General features: G+C 41.4%; 23 protein-coding genes and 1 tRNA gene. 8 read left to right on the top strand and 16 right to left on the bottom strand.

The window, feature by feature from the left end; genetic code table 11:
- Positions 1-111: 111 nt before the first annotated feature.
- Positions 112-549 (top strand): DoxX family protein, encoded by a 438-nt coding sequence (locus ACX3PU_RS04565; protein ID WP_459083735.1) that lies wholly within the window; start codon positions 112-114, stop codon positions 547-549.
- On the top strand, positions 533-1,663 hold the full coding sequence (gene chrA, locus ACX3PU_RS04560; protein WP_459083734.1) for a chromate efflux transporter: 1,131 nt from the start codon (positions 533-535) through the stop codon (positions 1,661-1,663). Before ACX3PU_RS04565 ends, chrA begins: the two co-directional genes overlap by 17 nt.
- A 187-nt stretch (positions 1,664-1,850) precedes the next feature.
- On the opposite strand, the gene ACX3PU_RS04555 is transcribed toward chrA, so the two are convergent.
- The 6 genes from ACX3PU_RS04555 to ACX3PU_RS04530 all read right to left on the bottom strand — a co-directional run bounded on the left by ACX3PU_RS04555 (position 1,851) and on the right by ACX3PU_RS04530 (position 7,856).
- Positions 1,851-2,291 (bottom strand): SRPBCC domain-containing protein, encoded by a 441-nt coding sequence (locus ACX3PU_RS04555; RefSeq protein ID WP_459083733.1) that lies wholly within the window; start codon positions 2,289-2,291, stop codon positions 1,851-1,853.
- Positions 2,292-2,350: 59 nt separating this feature from the next.
- Positions 2,351-2,908, bottom strand: coding sequence for a DUF1579 family protein (locus ACX3PU_RS04550; RefSeq protein ID WP_459083732.1), 558 nt, complete (start codon positions 2,906-2,908; stop codon positions 2,351-2,353).
- A 355-nt stretch (positions 2,909-3,263) separates the two neighbouring features.
- Complete coding sequence (locus tag ACX3PU_RS04545) at positions 3,264-4,808, bottom strand: efflux MFS transporter permease (RefSeq protein ID WP_459083731.1); 1,545 nt, start codon at positions 4,806-4,808, stop codon at positions 3,264-3,266.
- 33 nt (positions 4,809-4,841) lie between these two features.
- Positions 4,842-5,990, bottom strand: coding sequence for an HlyD family secretion protein (locus tag ACX3PU_RS04540; protein WP_459083730.1), 1,149 nt, complete (start codon positions 5,988-5,990; stop codon positions 4,842-4,844).
- Between the two features lie 27 nt (positions 5,991-6,017).
- Positions 6,018-7,337 carry a TolC family protein gene (locus ACX3PU_RS04535; RefSeq protein ID WP_459083729.1) on the bottom strand — a complete coding sequence of 440 codons (1,320 nt, stop codon included), beginning with the start codon at positions 7,335-7,337 and terminating at the stop codon, positions 6,018-6,020.
- Positions 7,338-7,397: 60 nt separating this feature from the next.
- The gene (locus ACX3PU_RS04530; RefSeq protein ID WP_459083728.1) at positions 7,398-7,856 is read right to left on the bottom strand and encodes a MarR family winged helix-turn-helix transcriptional regulator; all 459 of its coding nucleotides are present in this window, start codon (positions 7,854-7,856) and stop codon (positions 7,398-7,400) included.
- A 373-nt stretch (positions 7,857-8,229) separates the two neighbouring features.
- Here ACX3PU_RS04530 and ACX3PU_RS04525 point away from each other — a divergent pair, with 373 nt between their 5' ends.
- A complete protein-coding gene (locus ACX3PU_RS04525; RefSeq protein WP_459083727.1) occupies positions 8,230-8,616 on the top strand; it encodes a hypothetical protein in 387 nt (128 codons plus the stop codon).
- Complete coding sequence (locus tag ACX3PU_RS04520) at positions 8,613-9,284, top strand: sigma-70 family RNA polymerase sigma factor (RefSeq protein WP_459083726.1); 672 nt, start codon at positions 8,613-8,615, stop codon at positions 9,282-9,284. Before ACX3PU_RS04525 ends, ACX3PU_RS04520 begins: the two co-directional genes overlap by 4 nt.
- Before the next feature lie 120 nt (positions 9,285-9,404).
- Here ACX3PU_RS04520 and ACX3PU_RS04515 read toward each other — a convergent pair.
- Positions 9,405-9,478: transfer RNA gene (locus ACX3PU_RS04515), tRNA-Arg, on the bottom strand.
- Positions 9,479-9,646: 168 nt separating this feature from the next.
- Between ACX3PU_RS04515 and ACX3PU_RS04510 the strand changes: the two genes are divergently transcribed.
- Complete coding sequence (locus tag ACX3PU_RS04510) at positions 9,647-10,948, top strand: glycosyltransferase (RefSeq protein ID WP_459083725.1); 1,302 nt, start codon at positions 9,647-9,649, stop codon at positions 10,946-10,948.
- 56 nt (positions 10,949-11,004) lie between these two features.
- On the opposite strand, the gene prmA is transcribed toward ACX3PU_RS04510, so the two are convergent.
- The 6 genes from prmA to ACX3PU_RS04480 form a co-directional block, all read right to left on the bottom strand.
- Positions 11,005-11,835 (bottom strand): 50S ribosomal protein L11 methyltransferase, encoded by an 831-nt coding sequence (prmA, locus tag ACX3PU_RS04505; protein WP_459083724.1) that lies wholly within the window; start codon positions 11,833-11,835, stop codon positions 11,005-11,007.
- 73 nt (positions 11,836-11,908) lie between these two features.
- Positions 11,909-12,667, bottom strand: coding sequence for a triose-phosphate isomerase (gene tpiA, locus ACX3PU_RS04500; RefSeq protein ID WP_459083723.1), 759 nt, complete (start codon positions 12,665-12,667; stop codon positions 11,909-11,911).
- Between the two features lie 13 nt (positions 12,668-12,680).
- Positions 12,681-14,807, bottom strand: a complete 2,127-nt coding sequence (locus tag ACX3PU_RS04495) for a S9 family peptidase (RefSeq protein ID WP_459083722.1) — start codon at positions 14,805-14,807, stop codon at positions 12,681-12,683.
- A 15-nt stretch (positions 14,808-14,822) separates the two neighbouring features.
- Positions 14,823-15,170, bottom strand: a complete 348-nt coding sequence (locus ACX3PU_RS04490; protein ID WP_459083721.1) for a tellurite resistance TerB family protein — start codon at positions 15,168-15,170, stop codon at positions 14,823-14,825.
- 26 nt (positions 15,171-15,196) lie between these two features.
- Entirely contained in the window at positions 15,197-16,276 is a 1,080-nt protein-coding gene (locus ACX3PU_RS04485; RefSeq protein ID WP_459083720.1) for a BT_3928 family protein, read from the bottom strand.
- Between the two features lie 12 nt (positions 16,277-16,288).
- Positions 16,289-16,831, bottom strand: a complete 543-nt coding sequence (locus tag ACX3PU_RS04480) for a DUF1599 domain-containing protein (RefSeq protein ID WP_459083719.1) — start codon at positions 16,829-16,831, stop codon at positions 16,289-16,291.
- A gap of 93 nt (positions 16,832-16,924) precedes the next feature.
- Between ACX3PU_RS04480 and folP the strand changes: the two genes are divergently transcribed.
- Complete coding sequence (gene folP / locus ACX3PU_RS04475) at positions 16,925-17,803, top strand: dihydropteroate synthase (protein ID WP_459083718.1); 879 nt, start codon at positions 16,925-16,927, stop codon at positions 17,801-17,803.
- Here folP and ACX3PU_RS04470 read toward each other — a convergent pair.
- The gene (locus tag ACX3PU_RS04470) at positions 17,800-18,126 is read right to left on the bottom strand and encodes a hypothetical protein (RefSeq protein WP_459083717.1); all 327 of its coding nucleotides are present in this window, start codon (positions 18,124-18,126) and stop codon (positions 17,800-17,802) included. The genes folP and ACX3PU_RS04470 overlap by 4 nt on opposite strands.
- 27 nt (positions 18,127-18,153) lie before the next feature.
- Between ACX3PU_RS04470 and dnaG the strand changes: the two genes are divergently transcribed.
- Positions 18,154-20,073, top strand: a complete 1,920-nt coding sequence (gene dnaG / locus ACX3PU_RS04465) for a DNA primase (protein ID WP_459083716.1) — start codon at positions 18,154-18,156, stop codon at positions 20,071-20,073.
- A gap of 75 nt (positions 20,074-20,148) precedes the next feature.
- Positions 20,149-20,838, top strand: a complete 690-nt coding sequence (gene clpP / locus ACX3PU_RS04460; protein WP_459083715.1) for an ATP-dependent Clp endopeptidase proteolytic subunit ClpP — start codon at positions 20,149-20,151, stop codon at positions 20,836-20,838.
- 111 nt (positions 20,839-20,949) lie between these two features.
- On the opposite strand, the gene dnaJ is transcribed toward clpP, so the two are convergent.
- Together dnaJ and ACX3PU_RS04450 are read right to left on the bottom strand one after the other, a co-directional pair.
- Positions 20,950-22,074, bottom strand: a complete 1,125-nt coding sequence (gene dnaJ, locus ACX3PU_RS04455; RefSeq protein WP_459083714.1) for a molecular chaperone DnaJ — start codon at positions 22,072-22,074, stop codon at positions 20,950-20,952.
- A gap of 56 nt (positions 22,075-22,130) precedes the next feature.
- Entirely contained in the window at positions 22,131-22,679 is a 549-nt protein-coding gene (locus ACX3PU_RS04450) for a nucleotide exchange factor GrpE (RefSeq protein ID WP_459083713.1), read from the bottom strand.
- Positions 22,680-22,689: the final 10 nt, after the last annotated feature.

Genomic DNA, 22,689 nt, shown 5'->3' with positions numbered 1-22,689 from the left:
AAATTGTAAGCTTGAAATAGCATCTGAAAAGTTCGCACCCTCTGCTTTGGTTAAACGGGTTGCAATGCTCGAGATCGTACTATGTCTATAAGATAAAAGAAATTACTTACCATGTTCAAAAAAGTCATTAATACCGATCTATCAAAAACCACCATTATAATCCGCTTGATTGTGGGAGCTGTTTTCCTTTCCGAAGGAATCCAAAAATTTTTATTTCCGGCCATTCGTGGGGCTGGCCGCTTTGAGAAAATCGGACTTCCATCCCCTGAGTTGTTGGGAAATTTGGTCGGTTTTTTCGAGATCCTCTGTGGGATTTTACTTTTAGTGGGTCTACTAACCCGTGTGGCTAGTATTCCATTAATCCTCATAATGCTCGTTGCGTTTGCAACCACCAAAGTTGATGTATTTGCAAATGAGGGCTTTTGGGGATTTCTTCATGCAAGCCGTACAGATTGGGCCATGCTTTTAGGTTGTGTTTTTCTCTTAATAAAAGGGGGTGGTCATTGGTCTATCGATGAAAATTTAATGAGGAATGGAACGAGAAATTAGTATAAAAGAAATAGCCCGATTTTTTCTCAAGCTGGGAATCATTGGATTTGGAGGACCTGCAGCTCATATCGCGATGATGCAGCAGGAGGTTGTCGTCAAAAGAAAGTGGATGAGCGAACAGCATTTTTTAGATTTATTGGGAGCTACCAATCTCATACCCGGACCCAATAGCACGGAAATGGCGATACACATCGGATACGATAAAGCGGGCTGGAAAGGACTACTCGTTGCAGGATTGTGCTTTATTATGCCGGCGGTCTTCATTACCGGTATATTTGCCTGGCTGTACAAACAATATGGACAATTACCCGAAGTACAACCGTTTATTTATGGGATCAAACCTGCAATTATTGCCATTATTATCGGCGCAGTTTTTCCGTTAGCCAAAAAATCGAGTAAGTCTGTCTTTTTAGTATTTATAGGCATCGCAGTATTAATTTTTTCTTTGCTGGGAATCAATGAAATCTATTTATTGTTTGGAGCTGGCCTGGTTGCATGGGGTATGTTTTATATTCAGAATCAAAAAAGCAAGTCACTACAAAGTTTAATTCCAGTTCTTTTTTTTCAAATTGAATACAATCAATTGCTGTCCGAAACAAATATCAAATTGTTTTGGATATTTTTAAAAATAGGTGCAATTCTCTACGGAAGCGGGTACGTTTTATTTGCCTTTCTAGATACCGAACTGGTAGCACAAGGCTTACTTACCCGACCGCAATTAATGGATGCTATTGCCGTTGGACAATTCACACCAGGGCCTGTTTTTTCATCCGTAACTTTTATTGGTTATCAAATCAATGGACTCTCTGGAGCTGTTATTTCCACGATTGCCATTTTTCTTCCCTCGTTCCTATTGGTGGCATTGCTTAACCCTTTGATGAAAAAAATGCGAAACTCGAAAGCACTGTCCGCTTCACTGGATGCTGTAAACATAGCATCTGTTGCTCTTATTATTGCTATTTGTTTTACAATGGGTAAAGAAACCATTACCGATTGGAAGACGATCAGTATAGCACTAATAAGTACGATTATCGTTTTTAAATTCAAAACCATCAACAGTGCATTTATTGTCTTTGGGGGTGCAGTGCTTGGTTATCTATTATATCAACTTTAATCGTATGGAAGCGACCCTAGCGTGAAGTATGTTTACCCCGGGTTTGGGTTTCAGATGTTCCTTATGTCTCTTCCTTTCCTAAAATGCAAAATAATGACTAGCCGCCTTTGAATTTCGCTTTTTAGGAGCTCATTCCCAATCTAGAAAGGCAAAATACGGTGTATCCCCTAGTTCTTTGTTCTACTTATTATCCTTTTTTTATATACTCAAAGGCTCCTTTTCGAAGCCCAATCCCATACTCTAGATAGGCTTTCATACAGGCTAGGAAATTGGCCCAACCTTCGGTGTTCTCGATAACCCATTTTAAATTGGCCTCGCTGTAATCCTTGCCTTTTTCGGTCACTTTAACCACCGTGGATTTATCAGGCTGTTCTTCTAACAAAATAAGTACAACGGTTTGTGGGTCCCAAACAAACGAAACGGAGCGATTGGGTTCTATCTTAATCTCTTTTACCGGAAATTCATTTGGAAATTCAGGAAATTTCCAAATCAGTTCCTTTCCGCTCTCCATGCGGCCGCTGCTTTCCGAAAGGAAATATTTTGTCATATTTTCAGGATTAACAATCCCCTCAAAAACCACATCAATGGGTTTTTGAATTTGAATGGTGGCCTTGGCTGATAGTTCCATAATCAACTTTCTTTAGGTTTTCGCTAATTTCCTCAACGGTCTAAGTTTCCCATTACGAGTTAACGGATTCTAGTTAATTTGTACCAAATGGTTAACTGTTCCGGTTTGTCGGCGTGTTTATCGAAATTTTCAATTAGAAGGGTATCGGCGTCAACAAAGGTAATAACCTGTTTCACCGGAAGGATTTTTTTCGTCATTGGATCCATCATTTTCCCTCTTACTGTTGCCACTTTCATCTTCTCATCCCAGGGACCTACTAGACTTAAGGTTCCCGTTAGCAAATTTGAAATAGTGGTCAATGTAAAATTTTTGTCGCTATTGTTGAATCCAAGCGTGCTGATCGATTGGTAATCGGTTCCCAACATATTGCCCAGTTGTTTCATTTCTAAGAATCGATTCCCTAGCAGCATTCTATTTTCTGAATTCACAATAACAACCAGGGGCTTCTCCCCCTCTCCCATGGAAATTGATATTTGCATTTTGAATAAGCCCGTGTACTTCGAAAGTAGCGAGTGCACCGCAGATGGGTTCATATACTCCGTCAAAGGATCTTGGTCTTGCGCTTTTGTGAACGTACACAAAAGGAATAACAGCATTGCGGAAAATACACATTTCATAGGGTTATCTTTTTTTATTATTGGATTGTAGCAGTGGTTGGTAAAGAACTCACAATCAAATTCTAAAGTAAAGATAATCAAATATACGTTTCCAAAGGATATTAATTTAATTTGCCGCTCCCCTCACCCTTTCAACCACGCAGCTGCTACTTCCGAAAATCAAAACTTTAGGGCAGAGCAAATACGGAGAGTTTTTTAAAATTTTGCATTTCTATAGTTTCCTAAAGAAATACAAAAACCAGTTCCTATGAATATTGGCACCAAGGGTGCACGCCAAAGACAAGGCGTAAACAAACGCATTTCAGCTACGATCGAAAAGTGGGTCGAAAAAGTATCGTATGGATAGTCGTGTTTATTATTTGAGTCGATACCCTTTGATAGAGCTGCCTCGAACCACTTTTCTAAGTAAGATTACCCTTCTAAAATTAAAGTTTCCATACGAATGCGTCAGGACTAGAATTAGAACGGGAATCAGTAGCCAAACAAGCGAGCCGAGAACAATTTTAGAAGAAGCCATAAGTGCATTTAGATTTAGATCCTTATAGACCGACATTCCATTAGCTACCGCTCCCATATCAAAAGAATTACTCAAATCATACATACTTTGCCACTGTGCTTGATACCCTGCCCAGCCTATAAGGGCGCTTCCAATTGCTACACCTAAAAAGCTACGCACGGCTATCAAGACGGCCATCATCCCTAGCATTTGATCAACCTGAAGATTGAGGGAGGCATAAAACCAGATCCCAATAAACAAAACGCCCATCGCAAGCCCTTTTAAAACCATGGCATACTCTAGGTAATGCAAGTCCATCTGGGGTTGAATAAGGAAATACAAAATCATTGTATACAGCGCAAAACAAATAAATCCAAAGGCAATGTAATACTTCATATTCCACTTATTCTTAAACCCAAAATAGGCTAAAATACCGGCAATGACAATACCAGGAATCATCCATAAATTGGAATGCGCATTAATCGTATTGTCGTACCCTAAAACTCCAATTGTATACTGTACATATAGGGAAGTACTCGCCAAGTAGATCCCCATGAACAAGAGCAATAAGGTGGCATGGATCACATTTCTTTTCTTGAACACCGAAAAATCAATTAATTTTCGTCTCAAAAAGGTTTGCCTATAGATCAGTAAAACAAAAAGCAAAATGCCTACAACAAGCGAAGCAAAGATACTTTGCGAAACAAACCAACCCTGCTGTTTTAAAAATACAAGAAAATAATTTAAACTCATAAAGGAACCGGACAGCAAAAGAATCGAAAGCCAATCGATTTGATGCAAGGGCATTTTAAAACTAAACCTTTGGTTATGCTGAAAAATCTGTGACAAAAGGGCGATTATTAGCATAATCCCTGACATTAAAAAGTAGGGACTTTGATAGGTACCATTAAAAACAAGGATGGCAAAATAATAAGCTGCCAATTGCCCAAATCCAATGGAAAGAGGATAAAACACAGCATAAAATTTCCCGCGGTCGGCTGTGGGGGTAATGATCATCATGACGGGTAGTACCATTTCCATCATGGGAAACATTTTGAAGAATCCGATAAGAAAATTACCCACTACCATCACCATCGGATCCTGCGTCGTTCCACATATGTAGGACAATACGGCCAAAATAAGCGCACAGCCTGTTATAATTTCCCTGCTACGAAAACGCATTTTTACCCTCAGTAGAATTAACAACGAGACACCCATTCCAATAGCACCTGCATTGTTGGCGAAGGAAATATATTCCGTGTACGTGGCGAGTGCACCTGACACATTGCTAACGGTGCTGCTATAGACTCCACTTACAGTCATCAAAGGAAACATAATGACTAGAATCAAAATCAGCATGAGCGGTTTGGGAACCCAACTGGCAAAAGGACCTTTGTTATACATAGAAATGATTGTAGTTAAATGGAATTTTATTCATTAATTAAGGGTGACTTCTACGTTCATACCCGCGCGTAGTTTACTTAAATCTTCTTTTTCATTGTTCTTTGTAAATTCGATTCGAATAGGAATTCTTTGCTGGACTTTTACAAAATTTCCAGTGGAGTTGTCTAAGGGCACAGCGGAATATTTTGCACCCGTAGCTCCGGAAATCGCTTTGACGACTCCCTCAAACTCCTTCCCTCCAAGAGCATCTATTTTCAAACTTGCAAGGCCGCCTACTGTGACGTTTTGCATTTGTTTTTCCCTGTAATTTGCGGTAACCCAAATGTGATTGCTGTCCACGATGGTGGCCACCTGTTGACTTGGGGACAAAAGTTGACCTATGTTTACGGTTCTTCTTCCCATAATCCCATCGTGCGGAGCCGTAATTACCGTATAAGAAAGGTTTAGTTTGGCCATTTCAAGTGCATTCTTGGTCCGTATAATTTCTGCATCGTTCATCCCAAGTCTAGACTGCACTTCATTTACAGACAGCTCACTTGTGGTCTTGCTGTTGATTACAGACTGGTATTGCGAGATTTGTGACTCCAATTGCGCTTTTTGAGCGGTATAATCGGTTTTCATTTGATCGTACTGCTGTTGGGTCACAGCCTCGTCCATCAATAGGTTTTTGTATCGGTTGAAATTCTGCTCTGCATTCCATAGTCTTGCTTTCGCGACATCAATCGAGGCCTTTGCCGCTTGCACATTGGCCCCTACGGTGCCCACGTTGTTTATGGCAGTTCTCACAGAGGTTGTAGTGGAATTTCGAGAGGCTATGGCCGCCATATACGCTGCATTCGCCTGCCCTACTTGGGTTTGAATTTCTCGGTCATCTAAGATCAGAAGTGTATCGCCCTTTTTTACAAATTGATGTTCCTCAAATCGGATCTCCTTAATGTAGGCCGATACCCTTGTATTGATCGGATTAATATAAGATTCCACTTGAGCCGCATTCGTAAAACGATCGCTACCGGTTCTGTAATAAGATTTCGCGACAAAAACAAGTCCACCTAAGATCAAAATAAAGACTAGGATATTCACGAGGTTGCTTTTCTTTTTGATTTTCTTCTTGGCGGGCATTTTTGGCTTTGAATTCATTTCTGAAGAGATATTCGGGTTTGTATTTTCAGTTTCTTGAGACATATTCAGTTCATTCTATAAGGTCAATAATTAATTTAGAGTTCCACTCTCTTTTTGTAGTTTATAATACGCGTAGATCATGCTGATCTCAGAATTCGCAAATTGCAATTCCGCATCTAACTTTGCATTACTAGCATCAATTAAATCGAGAAGTATAGCCAATTGGTTGTTATACTTGCTGTTCATAATTCTGTAATTTTCTTCCGCTAACTTCTGGTTCGTTTTTAGAGTCGTATTTTGACTTAGGGATTCTTTGTATTTGATAAAGGCCGCATGTATAGCCACATCAATCATTTTAGTAGCCTCTACGCTCTGCGCCTCTACTTTCCCCTTTTCAAACTGGATCTGCTTAATTTTCTTTGGCGTTTTGTACAAAGCATCAATTGAGAAATCCAAAGAGAGTCCTGCGCTCCATCCGTTGGTATACATGTCAAGAGCCGGTGAACTTGTGGTCACAGGACGTGAAAGTTTGTTCCCCATGAAGGCGGACAAAGAGGGCATCCTCTCCGCTTTGGCTATTTCTTCCGAAGTTTCGAAGATTTCCTTCCTCTTCTCGTTCATTAAGACCACCGGATGGCTAGAAATAGATTCTCGATAAGAAGTTAAATTAAGTGCCTGCGGAAGTCTCTGCAGCATTGATTCATCTGGCAAAATTTCGACCGAATCGGAAAGACCAAGGGCAGTGGTTAGTTGTTTGTTCAAGATTTGACGATTGTTTTCCACCACTTCTAATGCAAGTTTCAAATTGGAAAGTTGAAGTTCCCCTCGAATGGCATCGTTTCTTGTGACCATTCCTTCTTTGTAGAAGGTATTTATATTGTCTAAACGCTGCTGAGCAAGAAGAATGTTCTGCTCATATACGGCTTTTTGATTCACTAGCTTGTATAAATCTAGATAATACCCAAGTACCAAAAGCTTAATGTTTTGCTCGTTCGACTCGTAAGAAAGTTCACTTAACTGCGCTTGCAATTCTTTGCTTTTTATACTGTTTCGAATCACTCCGTCTTTCCAAATCAATTGACTTGCGTCCACAGAGAAGGTATTTCCGAAATGAGGCATCTCAATTCGAGTACTATTTGAAAAATCTTTGTCAATTAAGTGGGCATCTGCTAAATAGTAGGCCTGCAGACTTGCATTTGCACTAGGAAGTTTTGCCATTTTGGCAACTTCTATCGCTTGCTTTGCGATTTGAATGTCTGCTTTGGAGACGGCTAAATTAGGGTGATTTTCCTTTGTTAATTCAAACAACTCCTCGATGCTCACCACGCGCTCGCTTGAGACTTGTGCTTGGAAACCGACACTGGTAAAAAAGCCAATTCCCACGGCTATCCATTTGAGTTTACTGTTCATTTATGTAATTTAGTTTGTTATTATACTGTTTGAGTTCGAACTATTAAAAAAAGAAAAAGTCTATTCTTTTTCAAGTATTTTTTGGTAAATTTTCTCTAGAACGCGATTGGTTTCTACAAGTTGATCGTAATCAATATCGGATTGAAAAGATTCGTAGATCTCCTCCAGAAGGGGCTTTAACTTTTCTTGGTACTGAACTCCCTCCTTGGTCAAGTAAATCAAATTGCTTCTACGGTCTAAAGGGTCTGAATCTCTGCGAACGAGTCCACGCGTAGTCATATTGTCGATTAAGGAAGTAATACTCGCCTTGTTGCGATTCGTTTTTTCGACAATTTCTTGTTGGTTAATACCCTCTTTACGCCAAAGAATACTTAAGACCTCAAGCATTTCTATCGTGATGTCGATATTTTGCTCTTTCATCTTGTGTGCAAAATGAGAACGAACCACTTTGCGAATTTCTCGAACTGTGTCCATCAGGGAAACAATTACTCTTAAATCTTCTCTGTAACCAAATTTCATTTTGCAAAGATATAAAAAAATAGTTCGACATCAAACTATTGATTACAAATATAATTTTATTCTCCTTTACTCCGAAATCCTCAAAGTTCTTCTGAAAGTTAAAACCCATCAATCATCCTCTCAAAGAATGGGGAGAAAACTACCGGAAGAAGATTCTGGATTAGACTCCAAAAAATACTAGGAAGCAGTGCGAACTCTGCCCTAAAAGGGAAAGTCCTTCCTTTCATATTCAAATCTCTTTAAAGATCCAGTGCATCCATGCACGTGAGGAGATAGAGATCCGAAAACCATTTGTTCACCCACAAAAATATTAATTGTAACCCTTTCCATTTTGATTCACTCTAATAGAGTATAAACCAAAAAATTCAACAAAATGGAAACTACTCAAACTCTTCAATTGAAACAAATCCAAAATGTATTAAAATACGTTTTCGTAGTGGTACCGATTGTCGCAGGACTAGACAAATTCACAAACTTTTTAACCGACTGGTCCCAGTACCTAAATCCGACGCTTGCGGACCTACTTCCTTTTTCCGATTCCACGTTTATGATGATTGTCGGCGTCATTGAAATCGTCGCCGGTCTGATCGTCCTAAAAAAACCGTACCTTGGTGGAAGTATTGTTGCAGCCTGGCTTGCACTCATTGCCCTTACACTACTCTTAAGTTTTTCTTATTTAGATGTTGCGGTTCGAGATTTAGTGATGGCTATAAGTGCATTTTGCATGGCTCAACTCTCTAAAATAGTTTCCAACGAATGAGACCACTCGACCAATTGACAGACACTGAAATTATCTCTCGGGTTCTTCAGGGCGAAACCAAACTGTATGAACTCATAGTCCGGCGCTTTAACCCCTATCTCTATAAGGTAGGACGGAGCTATAACTTTGGACATGAAGACACTGAGGATTTAATGCAGGATACCTTTGTCGATGCGTATCGAAACCTCGCTCATTTTGAGGAGCGATCTAATTTTAAGACTTGGCTAATTCGTATTATGCTTAACAACTGTTACCATAAAAAAGAAAAGGCCAGCTTCCGATACGAACACTCAGGGGTCCAAATCACCGACAAAATGCAACCTATGTTCGAAACGATGGATCTAGACACTAACAAACAAATCAACAACCGAGAGCTGGGATTCTTGATTGAATCTTCCCTTGAGAAAATCCCGCAGGACTATCGCATGGTCTTTTCTCTTCGCGAAATCAATGGATTCAATGTGGAGGAAACCTCCGAAATCCTTCACATAAGTCCAAGCAATGTAAAAACTCGCCTTAGCCGAGCTAAATCGATGCTTCGAAAGCAATTTGAGAAGGCGTATTCCCCACTAGACCTTTATGAATTTAACCTTATTTATTGCGATGGAATCGTAAGGCGTGTCATGGAGGAAATAGGAATCGAATCTTCTTCGATAAATCCCATATAGCAATTTCAATTTTAATTGTCAACTTGGTTTATCAAATCCGATCGTATACAATTTCAATACAGTTGGTCCTAAATGAAAAACGCAACAAACTGTATTCCAGTATGTTGCGTTTTAGTGTTGTGAGCGCGCTAGGATTCGAACCTAGGACCGTCTGCTTAGAAGGCAGATGCTCTATCCAGCTGAGCTACGCACCCTTAAATTTCACTAAAGAAGGAAATGATTTCCCTGATTTAGTGGTGCAAATTTAAGTATTTTTTCTAACTACACAAACGCTTTAGAGATAATTTTACAAATTCAGCGATCTTAAAAGTTTAATCCTTTGAGAATGTACAACGTACAATATAAAATATCGTAATTACGGTATGAAAATATTAATCACTCACGTAAATTCCCTGAAGGAAAGAACTCGCCCCACTAAATTTTCCTATTTTTGGGCCATGAAGCACCTTGTGATCCTCGCCGCCCTCCTACCAGAACCTAATTCTACGGCAGCTGGAAAACGCATGCTTCAACTCATAGGACTGTTTCAAGAGGAAAATTACAAAATCTCCTTTCTGTACACCGCCGCAAAAAGCGAGTACAGCCAAGATTTAAAGGCCTTGGGAATTCAGGAAATTCAAGTCAAAATCAACGACTCCGCTTTTGACGAGCTGTTGCAAGAATTAAATCCGAGCGTGGTTCTGTTTGATCGCTTTATGGTTGAAGAGCAGTTTGGTTGGCGAGTCCATAAGTTTGTGCCTAACGCATTAACCCTGTTGGATACCGAGGACTTGCACTTTCTACGAAAAGCAAGAGAAAAGGCTTTTCTCAAACAAGAGAGCCTGAGCGATTCTGATTTGCAAAGCGATGTGTTTTTTCGAGAAATGGCCTCAATTTTACGATGCGATCTTTCGCTGGTCATTTCTAAAGTCGAATTTGAGCTTCTGACTAGCCAATTTCAAGTCGACCCTAGCCTGCTCTGCTACTTGCCTTTGTTCGCACAAAAAGAGGCAAACTCCCCTGGGTTTCACGAAAGACAAGATTTCATTTCCATCGGGAATTTTTTACACCCACCCAACTACCACACGGTTCTCGAGTTAAAGAAAGCATGGCCTGAAATCAAAAAACAAATCCCTGAGGCAAGCCTCCTGATCTATGGAGCTTACCCTACAGACAAACTAAAGCCTTTACACGATGAAACGCAGGGATTTCTACTTAAAGGTAGAGCAGAGAACCTAAAAGAGGTGCTTTTTAAAGCGCGCGTTTTAGCAGCGCCCATTCCATACGGGGCCGGACTTAAGGGGAAACTACTTGATGCCATGAGCCATGGACTTCCCAGTGTCACTTCTCCAATCGGAGCTGAGGGAATTCAAAAAGACGGGGAATGGAATGGGTTTATTACAGACTCACCAAAAGACTTCGTTACTCAATCGATTTTACTCTATACGAACAGCGCGGTATGGACGACTTCGCAGCAAACAGGTGACAAAATCCTTAGCTCAAAGTTTGAAAGGGACATTTTTCAATCTTCCTTTGCCACTAGAGTTCAACAACAACTCGAGAACCTAACTTCTCATCGTGAAAAGAACTATTTGTCTCGCCTACTTCAGCACCACACGATGCAAAGCACCAAATACCTTAGCCGCTGGATTGAAGAGAAAAACAAACACTTGGAAAAGAATTAAAAGACAAGAAAAAAGACGCACTAAGCGTCTTTTAATCTGATTTCTAATCCGAATTTTTATTTTTTCTCTAAGCGAAGCGTCATCCACTCTTCACGCTGCTCTTTCTCAAGCAAGGTAAGGCCAGACTGTTCACAGACTTCCATAATGTCCGAAACATCAAAGAAGCAAAGACCGGAAAGAAGAAGGATTCCACCTTTATTTAGGACCTTCACATACGCCGGAATGTCAGAGATTAAAATATTGCGGTTGATGTTGGCTAAAATAACATCAAAGGATTCACTTCCTAAATTATCGGCTGTGCCTTGAGAAATTTCTAACTCCACGCCGTTGCGCGCCGCATTTTCTTTTGAATTTTCCACAGACCACTCATCAATGTCGATGGCCACAACTCTTTTCGCACCCTGCTGCTTGGCAAAAATAGCAAGAACAGAAGTTCCACATCCCATGTCTAAAACGCTTTTGCCCTTAAAATCGAGCGTAAGCATCTGCTGTATCATTAAATGGGTTGTTGGGTGATGTCCAGTTCCAAAGGACATTTTGGGTTGGATTACGATTTCATGCATTCCAGGTTTCGAAGCGTGAAACTCTGCGCGGATTAAAACTTGGTCCGCAATTTCAATGGGCTCAAAGTTCTTTTCCCATTCTTCGTTCCAATTGATATTGGGCATTTCACGGTACGTATACGTAATGGAAACCTCAGGACTTGAGAGCAAAAAATGAGCATTGAGTTCCTCTTCCTCCCATAAATCCTTAGGAACATACGCTAAAATTCCCTCGTCATTCTCGGTAAAACTATCAAAGTTCAGTTCGATCAAATGAGCCATTAGGATTTCATCCCAAGGCTTTAAAGGGGCTATTTTGAAGTCAAATTCTAAGTACGTTTCCATGGGGCAAAGATAATAAAAATAAGGCCTGATTTCTCAGACCTTATGGATTTTAAAAAGGGGGTTTTCTTTACCTTTAAGCAAAGGCTTCAATTATTTTTGAAAAATCATCGATTTTAAGGGCTGCACCTCCAATGAGTCCTCCGTCAATGTCCGGTTGAGAAAAAATCTCTTTTGCATTGTCCGGTTTCACGGATCCACCGTAGAGAATAGAGATCGATTGAGCGACCTCTTCCCCGTATTTACTCGCTAGGATTTGACGAATGTGAGCATGGATTTCTTGTGCCTGTTCAGGGCTAGCGGTTTCGCCCGTTCCAATGGCCCAAACCGGTTCATACGCAATCACTACTTTTTGAACCTCCTCGGCAGAGAGTCCAAATAGAGCGACCTGCGTTTGATTCTTCACCACCTCAAGATGCTGACCTGCTTTTCTCTGCTCAAGGGTTTCTCCGTTGCAGTAGATAGGCAAAAGACCTGCGTCTAAAAGCTTTTTCACTTTTACCGCGCAGTGAGAATCGGTTTCTCCATGGTACTGACGACGCTCAGAATGCCCTACCAATGAGCCTTCTACTCCTACAGATTTTAGCATTTCAACAGAAACTTCCCCTGTGTAGGCGCCCTCTTGATGTTCACTTACATCCTGAGTCAGAACCTTCACTTTGCCATGGTCTAAGACATCCTTAGCCATCATTGCATAAAGCGATGGCGGGGCGATATGGACTTCACAGGGAAGCGTATGGTTCGAGGTATAACTTAGCAATTGCGTAAGAAGCTGCTGCGCTCCCACGTAATCTTTATTCATTTTCCAGTTTCCTGCGACAATCTTTTTTCTCATAAATCCCTTTGTTTTATTTTGTAATTCCTTCTAATTTAAACATAAACGCATACACTAAGGCTAGGTCTTTCAAGTAATCAAAACGACCGGAAGCGCCTCCATGACCGTAGGCCATATCGGTTTTTAGAAGAAGAACATTCTTATCTGTTTTTAGTGCGCGTAGTCTTGCGGTCCATTTTGCAGGTTCAAAGTATTGCACCTGGGAATCGTGAAGTCCTGTGGTCACAAGCAAATTCGGATATTTTTTCTTCTCTACGTTTTCGTACGGAGAGTAGGATTTCATATACTCGTATGCCGCTTTGTCGTTTGGATTTCCCCATTCGTCGTATTCGTTCGTGGTTAACGGAATCGATTCATCCAGCATGGTATTCACTACGTCAACAAAAGGAACCTGAGCAATAACTCCATTAAAGAGTTCGGGCTCCATGTTCACCACAGCTCCTACTAACAGTCCACCTGCAGAGCCTCCCTGAGCATACATGTGCTTAGGAGAAGTATACTTCTCTTTCACAAGATGTTTAGCCGAGTCGATAAAATCCGTGAAGGTGTTGATTTTCTTCATCATTTTTCCGTCCTCATACCACTGTCTTCCCATTTCTTGTCCTCCGCGAATGTGCGTAAGAACGTACACGAATCCTCTATCTAAAAGTGAAAGTCTCGTGGTGGAGAAAGAAGCGTTCATGGAATTCCCGTACGACCCATAGGCATAAAGAAGAAGTGGATTCTGACCGTCCTTCTTCATTCCTTTTTTATACACAATCGACATAGGAATCATTACGCCGTCGCGAGACGGTGCAAAGATTCTTTCCGTCACATAATTCGATTTATCATAGCCTCCTAGAACTTCTTGTTGTTTTAGTAGCACTCGTTTCCCCGTGGCTAAATTTTGTTCAAATTGAGACGAAGGAGTCACCATGGAGGTAAAGCCAAAACGGAACTGATCCGTATTGTATTCTGGATTGGAGGAAGCACTCAAGGTATAGGCAGGTTCATCAAACTTAAGCGCTTCTTTCTTCCCTGTTTTGCGGTTGTGAATAATGAGCTGCGTAAGTCCATTTTGACGTTCTTGCACGATCAGATAGTTCTTAAACTCATCAATCCCTTCAATCAAGACCTCGTCTCTATGTCCAATGTAATCTTTCCAATTCGAAACGCCGGTTGCATTCAAAGGCGTTTCCATTATTTTGAAATTAAGCGCATCCTTATTGGTCGTAATTAAAAAACGATCCTCGAGGGCAGTCACGTCGTACAAAACATCTTCTAATCTGGGTTGAAAGACTTTAAAAGGCTCCAGTGGTTTGTCTGCATCTAGATACCAAACTTCAGACGAAGTCGTCGCAGAGGAACTAATTAAGATGTACTTTTCGTTTTTACTCTTATACTGTCCAATATAGTTTGTATTGTCCTTTTCTAGATACACAACCTGGTCCTTGCTAGAAGGCGTTCCAAGCGTGTGACGCATGATTTTTTCGGACAAGAGAGTCTCTGGGTTCTTCGCCGTGTAAAAGATCGTTTGGTTGTCGTTTGCCCAAGTGGCACGACCTGTGGTATTTTTAATTCCTAAGCTTTTAATTTCTCCGGTTTTTAAATCCTTAATGTAGAGTTCGTATTGTCTTCTAGACACGTCGTCTACCCCAAAGATCATTTTTGAATTGTCCGGTGAGATGGAAAATCCAGAGGCGGAATAATAGGCTTTGCCTTCCGCCATTTTGTCTACGTCAAGAAGGAGTTCTTCTTTGGCCTCCAAAGAACCTTTCTTTCTTGCGTATTTAAAGTACTGCTTACCTTGATCGGTGCGCGTATAGTAATAATATCCATTTTTAAAAACAGGTACAGACTCGTCCTGCTCTTTAATCTTGGCGCGCATCTCCTTATAAAGGGATTCACGAAGAGGCTCTGTGTCCTTCATCATCGCCTCCCAATAGGTGTTTTCTGCAGTCAGATAGTCTACCACTTTTTGAGAGTCTTTACCTTTCTTAAAATAATCAATCATCCAATAATAAGGATCCTCTACAGTATCCCCATGGATGGTTCTTACATGAGATTGAGTCTCTGCGATTGGGGGCGAAATAGCCGGCCATTGTTGAGCATTTGTCATAGCACAAAGAATTATTCCGGAGAAAATTAATGGTTTTTTCATAGTTTAAGATTTAAGTTAAGCGTTCCAGAGCGCTTTTAATAATAAGTAGAAACGATGCTCATCAGGACTCACCTGCTCATCGGCCTTAATTAAATTCTTTGCAAATTGCAAAAATCCTTTTCTCTCTTGCAGCACGGAGTCCTCTAGAAAACAGCGAGCATGAAACTCAAAATGATCTTTCCACTCCTCAGGTTTAAGGCGAGCAATGGCATCGATCTCATTGTCAAGGTTGATTCGAAATGGAAATTCTTCCGCAAGATATTCCTGAATTTTAAGTCCCTCCTCTGGAGAGAATTCATTATCGACCGAGGACAAAATCATTAAAAGATGGTATCCGGCGATGGATTTATTTGATTTTTGCATAGTGTTATTTATTTTTAGATTCGGGCTTAGTTCGGATATTCATCAATTGGTTTTTTCACCACAATTTTTCCTTTGTGTAGCACAAGGACAAACGGGTTGCTACGTGCGATGGTTTTCATGGCTGTAGGGTCCATGGTTGTATTTTCAAGATCGGAAAAGGTCTGAAGAGAAGTGGAAACGCCATACACTAAAGGATGACCCCGAACTAAGTCTTGCGCCTTTTTCAAGGTTTGTGGTGATAAATCCTGTGGAGCATAAGAAAACAAAAGCACCACATGTTCTGCCTCTAAAATGGAAGGGGTAATATCCTCTCCTTTTTTGTTTTCAATTCTAAATTTAAGCACCTCAGACTCATAGCCTTTTTTGACAAGCTCTTGCCTTGTCGCGTCTTTTTGGATTTCCCATACGGAGCCCTCGCTCCAATAGGCCGCATCTGCGATGTAAGCGTCCTGAGAAACTTCTTTTTCTTCTCCTGTTTTCGTGTTCTTTAAAGCATACACAGTTTGATATTGCGCAGGGCTCTCTGTTAGCTTCCGTTTCTCGGCCTTAAGATCCGTACCCACTTTATAATCTCTAAAATCAATTAAAGGTTCGCTTTTAATTCCAATGCAAACAATAAAGACGGTGCATAGAAGGCCCGCACCCATCGCAATCCATTTCCATTTTTCGCTTCCTTTTGTAGAATGCTGTGTAGAATAGCCTTTCCAAAGCACAAGCAGACCCGCAAGCAGAATTATATCCTTCCAGAAACTTTGCCAAGGCTCTAATTTGAGCGCATCTCCAAAGCAGCCACAATCGGTTACCACATTAAAATAAGCGGAATAGAATGTAAGAAAGGCAAAAAAGACGCAGAGTGCAATTAAAATGAGTAGCGTCTGTCTTAAGCGAAGCCCGATCAGAAGAGCTAGACCCAGAAGCAGTTCTAGCGCCACCACCAAAATGGAAAGCACCAAGGCGTACGACTCGAAAAACGGCAAATTAAAGACGGCCGGAGAAAAATATTCTTCAAGTTTGAAGGAGAATCCTACCGGGTCCACGGCTTTAACAAAACCCGAAACCAGGAAGATAAGGGCAATCAGAATTCTAAGAAAAGATTTTAGAAACATAGAGTTTTCGTTTTAATGGGAAGGAGAAAGTTTAATGAGACAAAACACAGCATAATTAAGCATATCGTAATAATTGGCATCTAGCCCTTCAGATACGTGGGTTTTGCCGCCATTGTCTTCGATTTGTTTCGTGCGTAGAACTTTTTGGTAGATAAGATCCGTCATGGACGAAATTCGCATATCTCTCCAAGCTTCTCCATAATCGTGGTTCTTATTTTCCATTAGCGATTTGGCGCTTGCTGCAAATTGATCGTATAATTCGCTCACTTCGTCGGGCTCCGCAGCCAGTTCATCGGATATTCCTTTTTGAAGTTGGATCAGTCCAATAATACTATAATTGACAATCGCAATGAATCCGTCGATCTCGCTCTCGTCTACCTTTTTTTCATCGGTTAGTTGGAGCGTACGGATGCGGTTTATCTTAATGTAAATCTGGTCTGTAATGGAACTCGGTCTCAGCACTCGCCAGGCGGTGCCGTAATCCTTCATTTTAGAGTGAAATACATCCCGACACTGCTTAAGGGCAATGTCAAATTCATTTGAGGTCTTGATCATAGATAAGCTTAAGGTTCAAAGATACTGAATTTTGAGAAACCTATGGAAGAGTGTAGGCCCCTTTTGTCTGTCTATTTTTGCTATTTTTGCGTTATGACAAAAATCCAATCCTGCCCTTCTCAAAGTAGCTTCTCTCTGAATTGCCACGGACGTCTCATCTCCCTTGAAACGCCTAAGCTCATGGGAATCTTAAATGTGACCCCGGATTCTTTTTCTGATTCCGGTAAATTCCAGACCCAAAAGGCGGCCCTAGCGCAGGCAGAACTATTGGTCTCACAAGGAGCGGATATTTTGGATTTAGGTCCCCAGTCCACGAGACCGGGCGCAACTTTTTTGTCTGCAGCGCAGGAAATAGAAAGACTTGGAACTCTTATTTCCATTCTAAAAAAAGAATATCCTGAGGTGCTCATTTCCGTGGATTCTTTTTGGTCGGACACACTTCGCTACTCTTTTGACCAAGGAATGGATATCGCGAATGACATTTCAGCGGGCCAGTACGATTCTACGTTATTTGAGACCGTAGCGGATTTACAAGTGCCGTATATTTTAATGCATGTAAATCCCACTTACGAGTCCATGCATGAAAAGCATCCGGATCCGCAAATCACCACGACCGTAAACCAGTTCTTACTAAACAAGGCTAGACTTTTAACACAGATGGGGGTTAAGGATCTTATTCTAGATCCGGGTTTTGGATTTGGAAAAACCCAAGACGATCAAGAAAGGTTGATTGGAGAGGTGGGTATTCTAGGGTTTGGAAACTACCCGCTACTCATTGGAATTTCTCGAAAATCTTTTATTTATAAACCGTTAAACAAAATGCCTCTCGATTTAGAAGTAGATGAAAAAACGCAAGAGCTGCATTTACGTGTTTTAAGACAAGGAGCAAAAATTCTGCGTGTGCACGATGTGGGGAGTGCCAAAAAGACACTTTCTGCATTTCTTACGGAGCAAAACTCGCAGAAGCCTTAATTTCTCTCCGATAGTTTTTTTGCGTATTCCTGAGCAAACTGCTTCTGGTCGAGGTCCAGTTGCTCTTTGGTGGTAGGAAGCTGATAAGAGAACAGAACTTCCTTATTTTCATTTAAAAAGACAAGTTCCTTTGCCTCGCCGTCAATCATTTGGGCGAAAACACTCCACATGGAAGTGTCTCTGGATTTTAAAAGTTCAAAAAAATCATTCGCTTGAATCTGTACCGTTTTCATGCCGCAAAGATAAACAAACCCTCTTAATTTTTGCCTAGATTCCCCAAAGCCAAAACAAGCATCTAATTTCGCGCCGGCTTTGATGCGCATTTAAAGACATTTACTTATTTTTACAAAATGATCTCGCAAAAAACAATTGATGCTATTTTTTCGGCCATTCGGGTGGAAGAAATCATAGGCGAATACGTCGTGCTTAAGCGCGCCGGATCCAACCTTAAGGGTCTTAGTCCTTTCAAGGACGAGAAGACCGCATCTTTTGTGGTTTCTCCTTCCAAACAAATTTGGAAAGACTTTTCTACAGGAAAAGGAGGAAGCGCCATTTCCTTTTTAATGGAAATTGAAAACTTCACCTACCCCGAAGCCCTTCGCTTTGCAGCCAAGAAATACGGAATTCAGATCGAAGAAACGTTGGTCCAAAAAACACCTGAAGAATTAGCGGCGCAAGACGAGAAAGAACTTCTCTATAAAATTCATGAAATTGCGGCGGACTTTTTCAAAGACCAGCTTTTTGAAACCGAGGAAGGGCAAAGCATTGGACTGGCCTACTTCAAAGAAAGGCAGATCAAAAAAGAATTAATTGAAAAATTTCAATTGGGTTACTCACCTGAAAAGAAAGATGAGTTTACAGAGTATGCTTTAGACAAAGGCTATTCCAAGGAGCTATTGGAAAGCTCAGGACTTTCCGTCTTTCCTTCCAATGCGCCTACAGGAGTCGATCGATTTCGGGACCGCGTGATTTTTCCAATCCATAGTTTCTCAGGACGTGTACTAGGTTTTGGAGCCCGTATTCTAAAGAACCACATAAAAACGGCCAAATACCTCAACTCACCAGAAACGGGGATTTACCATAAAAGTGATGTGCTCTACGGGCTTAACCAAAGCAAGCAGGCCATTTCCAAGCAGAATCTTTGTCTTCTCGTGGAGGGCTATATGGATGTCATTGCCCTGCATCAAGCCGGCATCGAACATGTGGTTTCCAGTTCGGGAACCGCCCTCACTACGGCTCAAATTAAGCTCATCAAACGACTCACTCAAAACGTCACCATCTTATTTGACGGGGATGCCGCAGGGATTCGTGCGAGTTTTAGAAGCATTGATCTTCTCCTAGCCCAAGGCATGAACATCCGAATCCTACTTTTCCCCGATGGGCACGATCCGGACTCGTTTGCCAAAGCGCATGAAAGAGAGTACGTCGAGAGCTTTATTCAAAACGAGGCACAGGATTTCATAAACTTTAAAGCAGAAGTCCTCTTAAAGGACATTGGCACCGATCCCATTAAAAAGGCGGAGTCCATCACGGACATTGTTCGCTCGATCGGCTATGTTGAGAACCCGCTACAGCAAGAAATCTATCTAAAAGAAGTGGCAGATCGGTTTTCGCTCTCCCCTCAAAACCTCTTTAATGAACTTAGTCTTCAAAAGCAGGTTGTAAAAAACGAGAAACCCAGACCCAGAGAAGCGCGCCCGGTACCCACCCTTGAAATCTCTCAGCCTGATTTCCAATCGATCGATCCTATGCTCCTTTTGGAAGAAAAGCTTTTTGAGCTTCTATTCAAATACGGAGAAAAAGTTCTTACTCGAAAGGATCAGGAGCAGAACGAATATGAGATTACAGTGCTGGAAGAAATTGTGTCTCATTTTCAACAAGACGGCTATGAAATGCGCTCTAGTTTAAACACGAAGATTTTTAATGCCATCCTCGAGGGTCTTGAAAATGCGCAAATTCGAACCGGAGGCTTTTTCCTTACCCTGATGGACCAAGAACTGAATCAAAAGGCAGCCGATGCTCTTTTAACCCCGTACGAAAACAGCGATTGGGGAAAGCACAACATTTACTTTGACCAAGAATACGAACTCGTGCCCCAAATTGTGGAGCAGGTTTTAATTCGTCACAAGAGAACCTACGTGCTGCATTTAATCGAGGAACTAAAAAAAGAACTAGAAACGGGCGAAGACGCGGATAAAATTTACACGAAGATCATTCGACTCAACCAGCTTAAAATCCAAATGGACCAGGAGCTACACCGAATCATGTGACATAATGGCTAATTTTTAGTTAGGAACACATTTTGAACAGTAGAGAAGATAAGAACCCATAGAAAGAACTTACATATGAATATTAAAGACGATTTTAGAGATTTTTCTGTCAAACACCTAGGAAACAGTGGACTTGCGACAGACCAGTACATGAATCATTACGGCCCTACAAACCTTACTCCTTATATTATGGAGGAAAGACGCTTAAATGTGGCTCAGATGGATGTATTCTCAAGACTTATGATGGACCGCATCATCTTTTTAGGAACAGGAATTGACGACCAAGTAGCCAATATAGTCACGGCTCAGTTGTTATTCTTAGAAAGTTCGGATCCTAACAAAGACATTCAAATTTACATCAATTCTCCTGGAGGAAGCGTGTATGCAGGTCTAGGGATTTACGACACCATGCAAATCATTAAACCGGACGTGGCCACCATCTGTACCGGAATTGCAGCCAGTATGGGCGCGGTTCTTCTCGTGGCAGGACAAGAAGGCAAACGTTCAGCTCTTAAGCACTCACGTGTGATGATTCACCAGCCTTCGGGGGGTGCTCAAGGAGTGGCTTCCGACATGGAAATCAACCTTCGTGAAATGCTTAAATTGAAGAAAGAACTCTATGAGATTATTTCTTCGCACTCAGGACAAACCTACGAATGGGTTGAGAAATCTTCTGACCGTGATTACTGGATGACCTCTAGCGAGGCGAAAGAATACGGAATGGTTGACGAAGTACTAGAGCGTAAGGCAGAACCTAAAAAATAAGCGAGAAAGACGCGACTTTCAAGCAAAGAATCGGGCTATCCATTTGGATAGCCCGATTTGCTTTTTATAGTTTCAAGAAAAAAACCTGTCAAACCAGGATTTAATCGCTCTTCAACTAAATAGGTCTTTTACTTTGTCAAAAAATGACTTTTCCTTTCCAGAAGGCTCTGCCACCATTTCTCCACTTTCGAGTTGTTGCTCGAAAAAGTCTTTTTGTCCTGGGGTTAAGTTCTGAGGCGTCCATACATTAATGTGTACGAACATGTCGCCTTTTCCGTAACTGTCAATGCTCGGCAGTCCTTTTCCAGCAAGTCTTAAAATCTTGCCGCTTTGGGTTCCTGGATCTACTTTAATTTTGACAAGTCCTCCCACAGTAGAAACTTCTTTTGAAGTTCCTAATGCTGCTTCTGCAAAAGATATATACAATTCTTGGTGAAGGTTATCCCCTTCCCTTTTGATCGTTTTGTCCACCTCTTCTTCCACCACGACCAAAAGGTCCCCTGGCGTTCCTCCAAAAGGAGCATCGTTTCCTTTGCCTCTTACATTGAGTTGAATTCCTTCTCTTGCTCCTGCGGGAATGTTGATCGTTACTTCTTCGTCCTCACGAATAAGTCCGTGCTCGTTTGCTCCTGCTGGAATTTTATCGGCTACTTTCCCAAGTCCTCCACACGTTCCACAAGTGGTCTGCGTTTGCATTTGACCAAACATGGTATTCATGACTTTTACTTGCGCTCCTGACCCATGACAGGTAGGACAGGTTTTAGCAGTCGCTCCCGGAGCGGCCTTCATTTTTTTGACTTTGATGGTTTTTTGAGTTCCCTCCACCATCTCCTGCAAATTAAGCTTCAAACGTACACGAAGATTGGAGCCTCTTGATTGCTGCGCGCGCCCGGAGCCGCCGCCTCCAAATCCAGAGAATCCTCCCCCAAAAATATCGCCGAATTGAGAGAAGATATCCTCCATACTCATACCTCCGCCGAATCCACCGCCACCGAATCCACCTCCGGCGCCGCTCATTCCGGCATGGCCGTACTGGTCGTAGCGTGCTTTCTTCTGCGGATCGCTAAGTACTTCGTACGCTTCTGCTGCTTCTTTAAAGTTTTCTTCGGCCTGTTTGTCTCCTGGGTTCTTGTCCGGATGGAACTGAATGGCCATTTTACGGTAGGCTTTTTTAATTTCCTCGGGACTCGCACTTTTGGAGATGCCCAGAACTTCGTAATAATCTCGTTTTGACATAATAATTTAAATGGGAAAAGGCCTTTAAAGGCACGTAAAGGATTTTAGGTAAAAAGTTAGTTTCCAGTGACTACTTTCGCAAAACGAATCACTTTGTCGTACAGGGTATAGCCTGTTTCCACGACATCCACAATCTTTCCTTTCAAATCCTCGGAAGGAGCTGGAATTTGGGTAATCGCTTCGTGGAAATCCACATTGAACGTATCGCCTGGATTTACTTCAATGGTTTTCAGACCCTTTTCTGTAAGTTTCGATTTCAATTTTTGGTAAATGAGTTCGACTCCTTTTAAATCCTCTTTTTGCTCCGTCTTCGCGATTTCCTTTAGGGCTCTTTCAAAATCGTCCAACACGCCCAGCATGGAGCTCATAAGATCTTGGTTTGCAAACTGGAAAAACTCCATTTTTTCTTTAGCCGTTCTTTTCTTATAGTTTTCGAATTCGGCAAACAGGCGGACATAACGGTCCTTCTCCTGCAATAAAAGAGCTTCGGTCGATTCTTTTTCCTCTACGGGAATCTGTGCCTCTGTGTTTAAAGTTTCAGACTCATTCGTAGCCTCCTGCGCATCGCTTAAAATTTCTTCTTGCTTATCGTTGTTTTCTGACATAATATAAAAT

Source organism: Chryseobacterium sp. A301, from assembly GCF_054489425.1.
The sequence above is the reverse complement of the archived record's forward strand: the minus strand, read 5'-3'. Positions and strand labels throughout refer to the sequence as shown.

Excerpts from the sequence above, each read along its gene's own strand:
- ACX3PU_RS04565 (WP_459083735.1), top strand. The coding sequence starts at position 112 with ATGTTCAAAAAAGTCATTAATACCGATCTATCAAAAACCACCATTATA.
- ACX3PU_RS04490 (WP_459083721.1), bottom strand. The coding sequence starts at position 15,170 with ATGCAAAAATCAAATAAATCCATCGCCGGATACCATCTTTTAATGATT.
- chrA (WP_459083734.1), top strand. The coding sequence starts at position 533 with ATGGAACGAGAAATTAGTATAAAAGAAATAGCCCGATTTTTTCTCAAG.
- ACX3PU_RS04450 (WP_459083713.1), bottom strand. The coding sequence starts at position 22,679 with ATGTCAGAAAACAACGATAAGCAAGAAGAAATTTTAAGCGATGCGCAG.
- ACX3PU_RS04530 (WP_459083728.1), bottom strand. The coding sequence starts at position 7,856 with ATGAAATTTGGTTACAGAGAAGATTTAAGAGTAATTGTTTCCCTGATG.
- ACX3PU_RS04525 (WP_459083727.1), top strand. The coding sequence starts at position 8,230 with ATGGAAACTACTCAAACTCTTCAATTGAAACAAATCCAAAATGTATTA.
- ACX3PU_RS04535 (WP_459083729.1), bottom strand. The coding sequence starts at position 7,337 with ATGAACAGTAAACTCAAATGGATAGCCGTGGGAATTGGCTTTTTTACC.
- clpP (WP_459083715.1), top strand. The coding sequence starts at position 20,149 with ATGAATATTAAAGACGATTTTAGAGATTTTTCTGTCAAACACCTAGGA.
- folP (WP_459083718.1), top strand. The coding sequence starts at position 16,925 with ATGACAAAAATCCAATCCTGCCCTTCTCAAAGTAGCTTCTCTCTGAAT.
- ACX3PU_RS04540 (WP_459083730.1), bottom strand. The coding sequence starts at position 5,990 with ATGTCTCAAGAAACTGAAAATACAAACCCGAATATCTCTTCAGAAATG.
- ACX3PU_RS04485 (WP_459083720.1), bottom strand. The coding sequence starts at position 16,276 with ATGTTTCTAAAATCTTTTCTTAGAATTCTGATTGCCCTTATCTTCCTG.
- ACX3PU_RS04480 (WP_459083719.1), bottom strand. The coding sequence starts at position 16,831 with ATGATCAAGACCTCAAATGAATTTGACATTGCCCTTAAGCAGTGTCGG.
- ACX3PU_RS04520 (WP_459083726.1), top strand. The coding sequence starts at position 8,613 with ATGAGACCACTCGACCAATTGACAGACACTGAAATTATCTCTCGGGTT.
- prmA (WP_459083724.1), bottom strand. The coding sequence starts at position 11,835 with ATGGAAACGTACTTAGAATTTGACTTCAAAATAGCCCCTTTAAAGCCT.
- ACX3PU_RS04495 (WP_459083722.1), bottom strand. The coding sequence starts at position 14,807 with ATGAAAAAACCATTAATTTTCTCCGGAATAATTCTTTGTGCTATGACA.
- dnaG (WP_459083716.1), top strand. The coding sequence starts at position 18,154 with ATGATCTCGCAAAAAACAATTGATGCTATTTTTTCGGCCATTCGGGTG.
- ACX3PU_RS04545 (WP_459083731.1), bottom strand. The coding sequence starts at position 4,808 with ATGTATAACAAAGGTCCTTTTGCCAGTTGGGTTCCCAAACCGCTCATG.
- tpiA (WP_459083723.1), bottom strand. The coding sequence starts at position 12,667 with ATGAGAAAAAAGATTGTCGCAGGAAACTGGAAAATGAATAAAGATTAC.
- ACX3PU_RS04470 (WP_459083717.1), bottom strand. The coding sequence starts at position 18,126 with ATGCGCATCAAAGCCGGCGCGAAATTAGATGCTTGTTTTGGCTTTGGG.
- ACX3PU_RS04555 (WP_459083733.1), bottom strand. The coding sequence starts at position 2,291 with ATGGAACTATCAGCCAAGGCCACCATTCAAATTCAAAAACCCATTGAT.
- ACX3PU_RS04510 (WP_459083725.1), top strand. The coding sequence starts at position 9,647 with ATGAAAATATTAATCACTCACGTAAATTCCCTGAAGGAAAGAACTCGC.
- ACX3PU_RS04550 (WP_459083732.1), bottom strand. The coding sequence starts at position 2,908 with ATGAAATGTGTATTTTCCGCAATGCTGTTATTCCTTTTGTGTACGTTC.
- dnaJ (WP_459083714.1), bottom strand. The coding sequence starts at position 22,074 with ATGTCAAAACGAGATTATTACGAAGTTCTGGGCATCTCCAAAAGTGCG.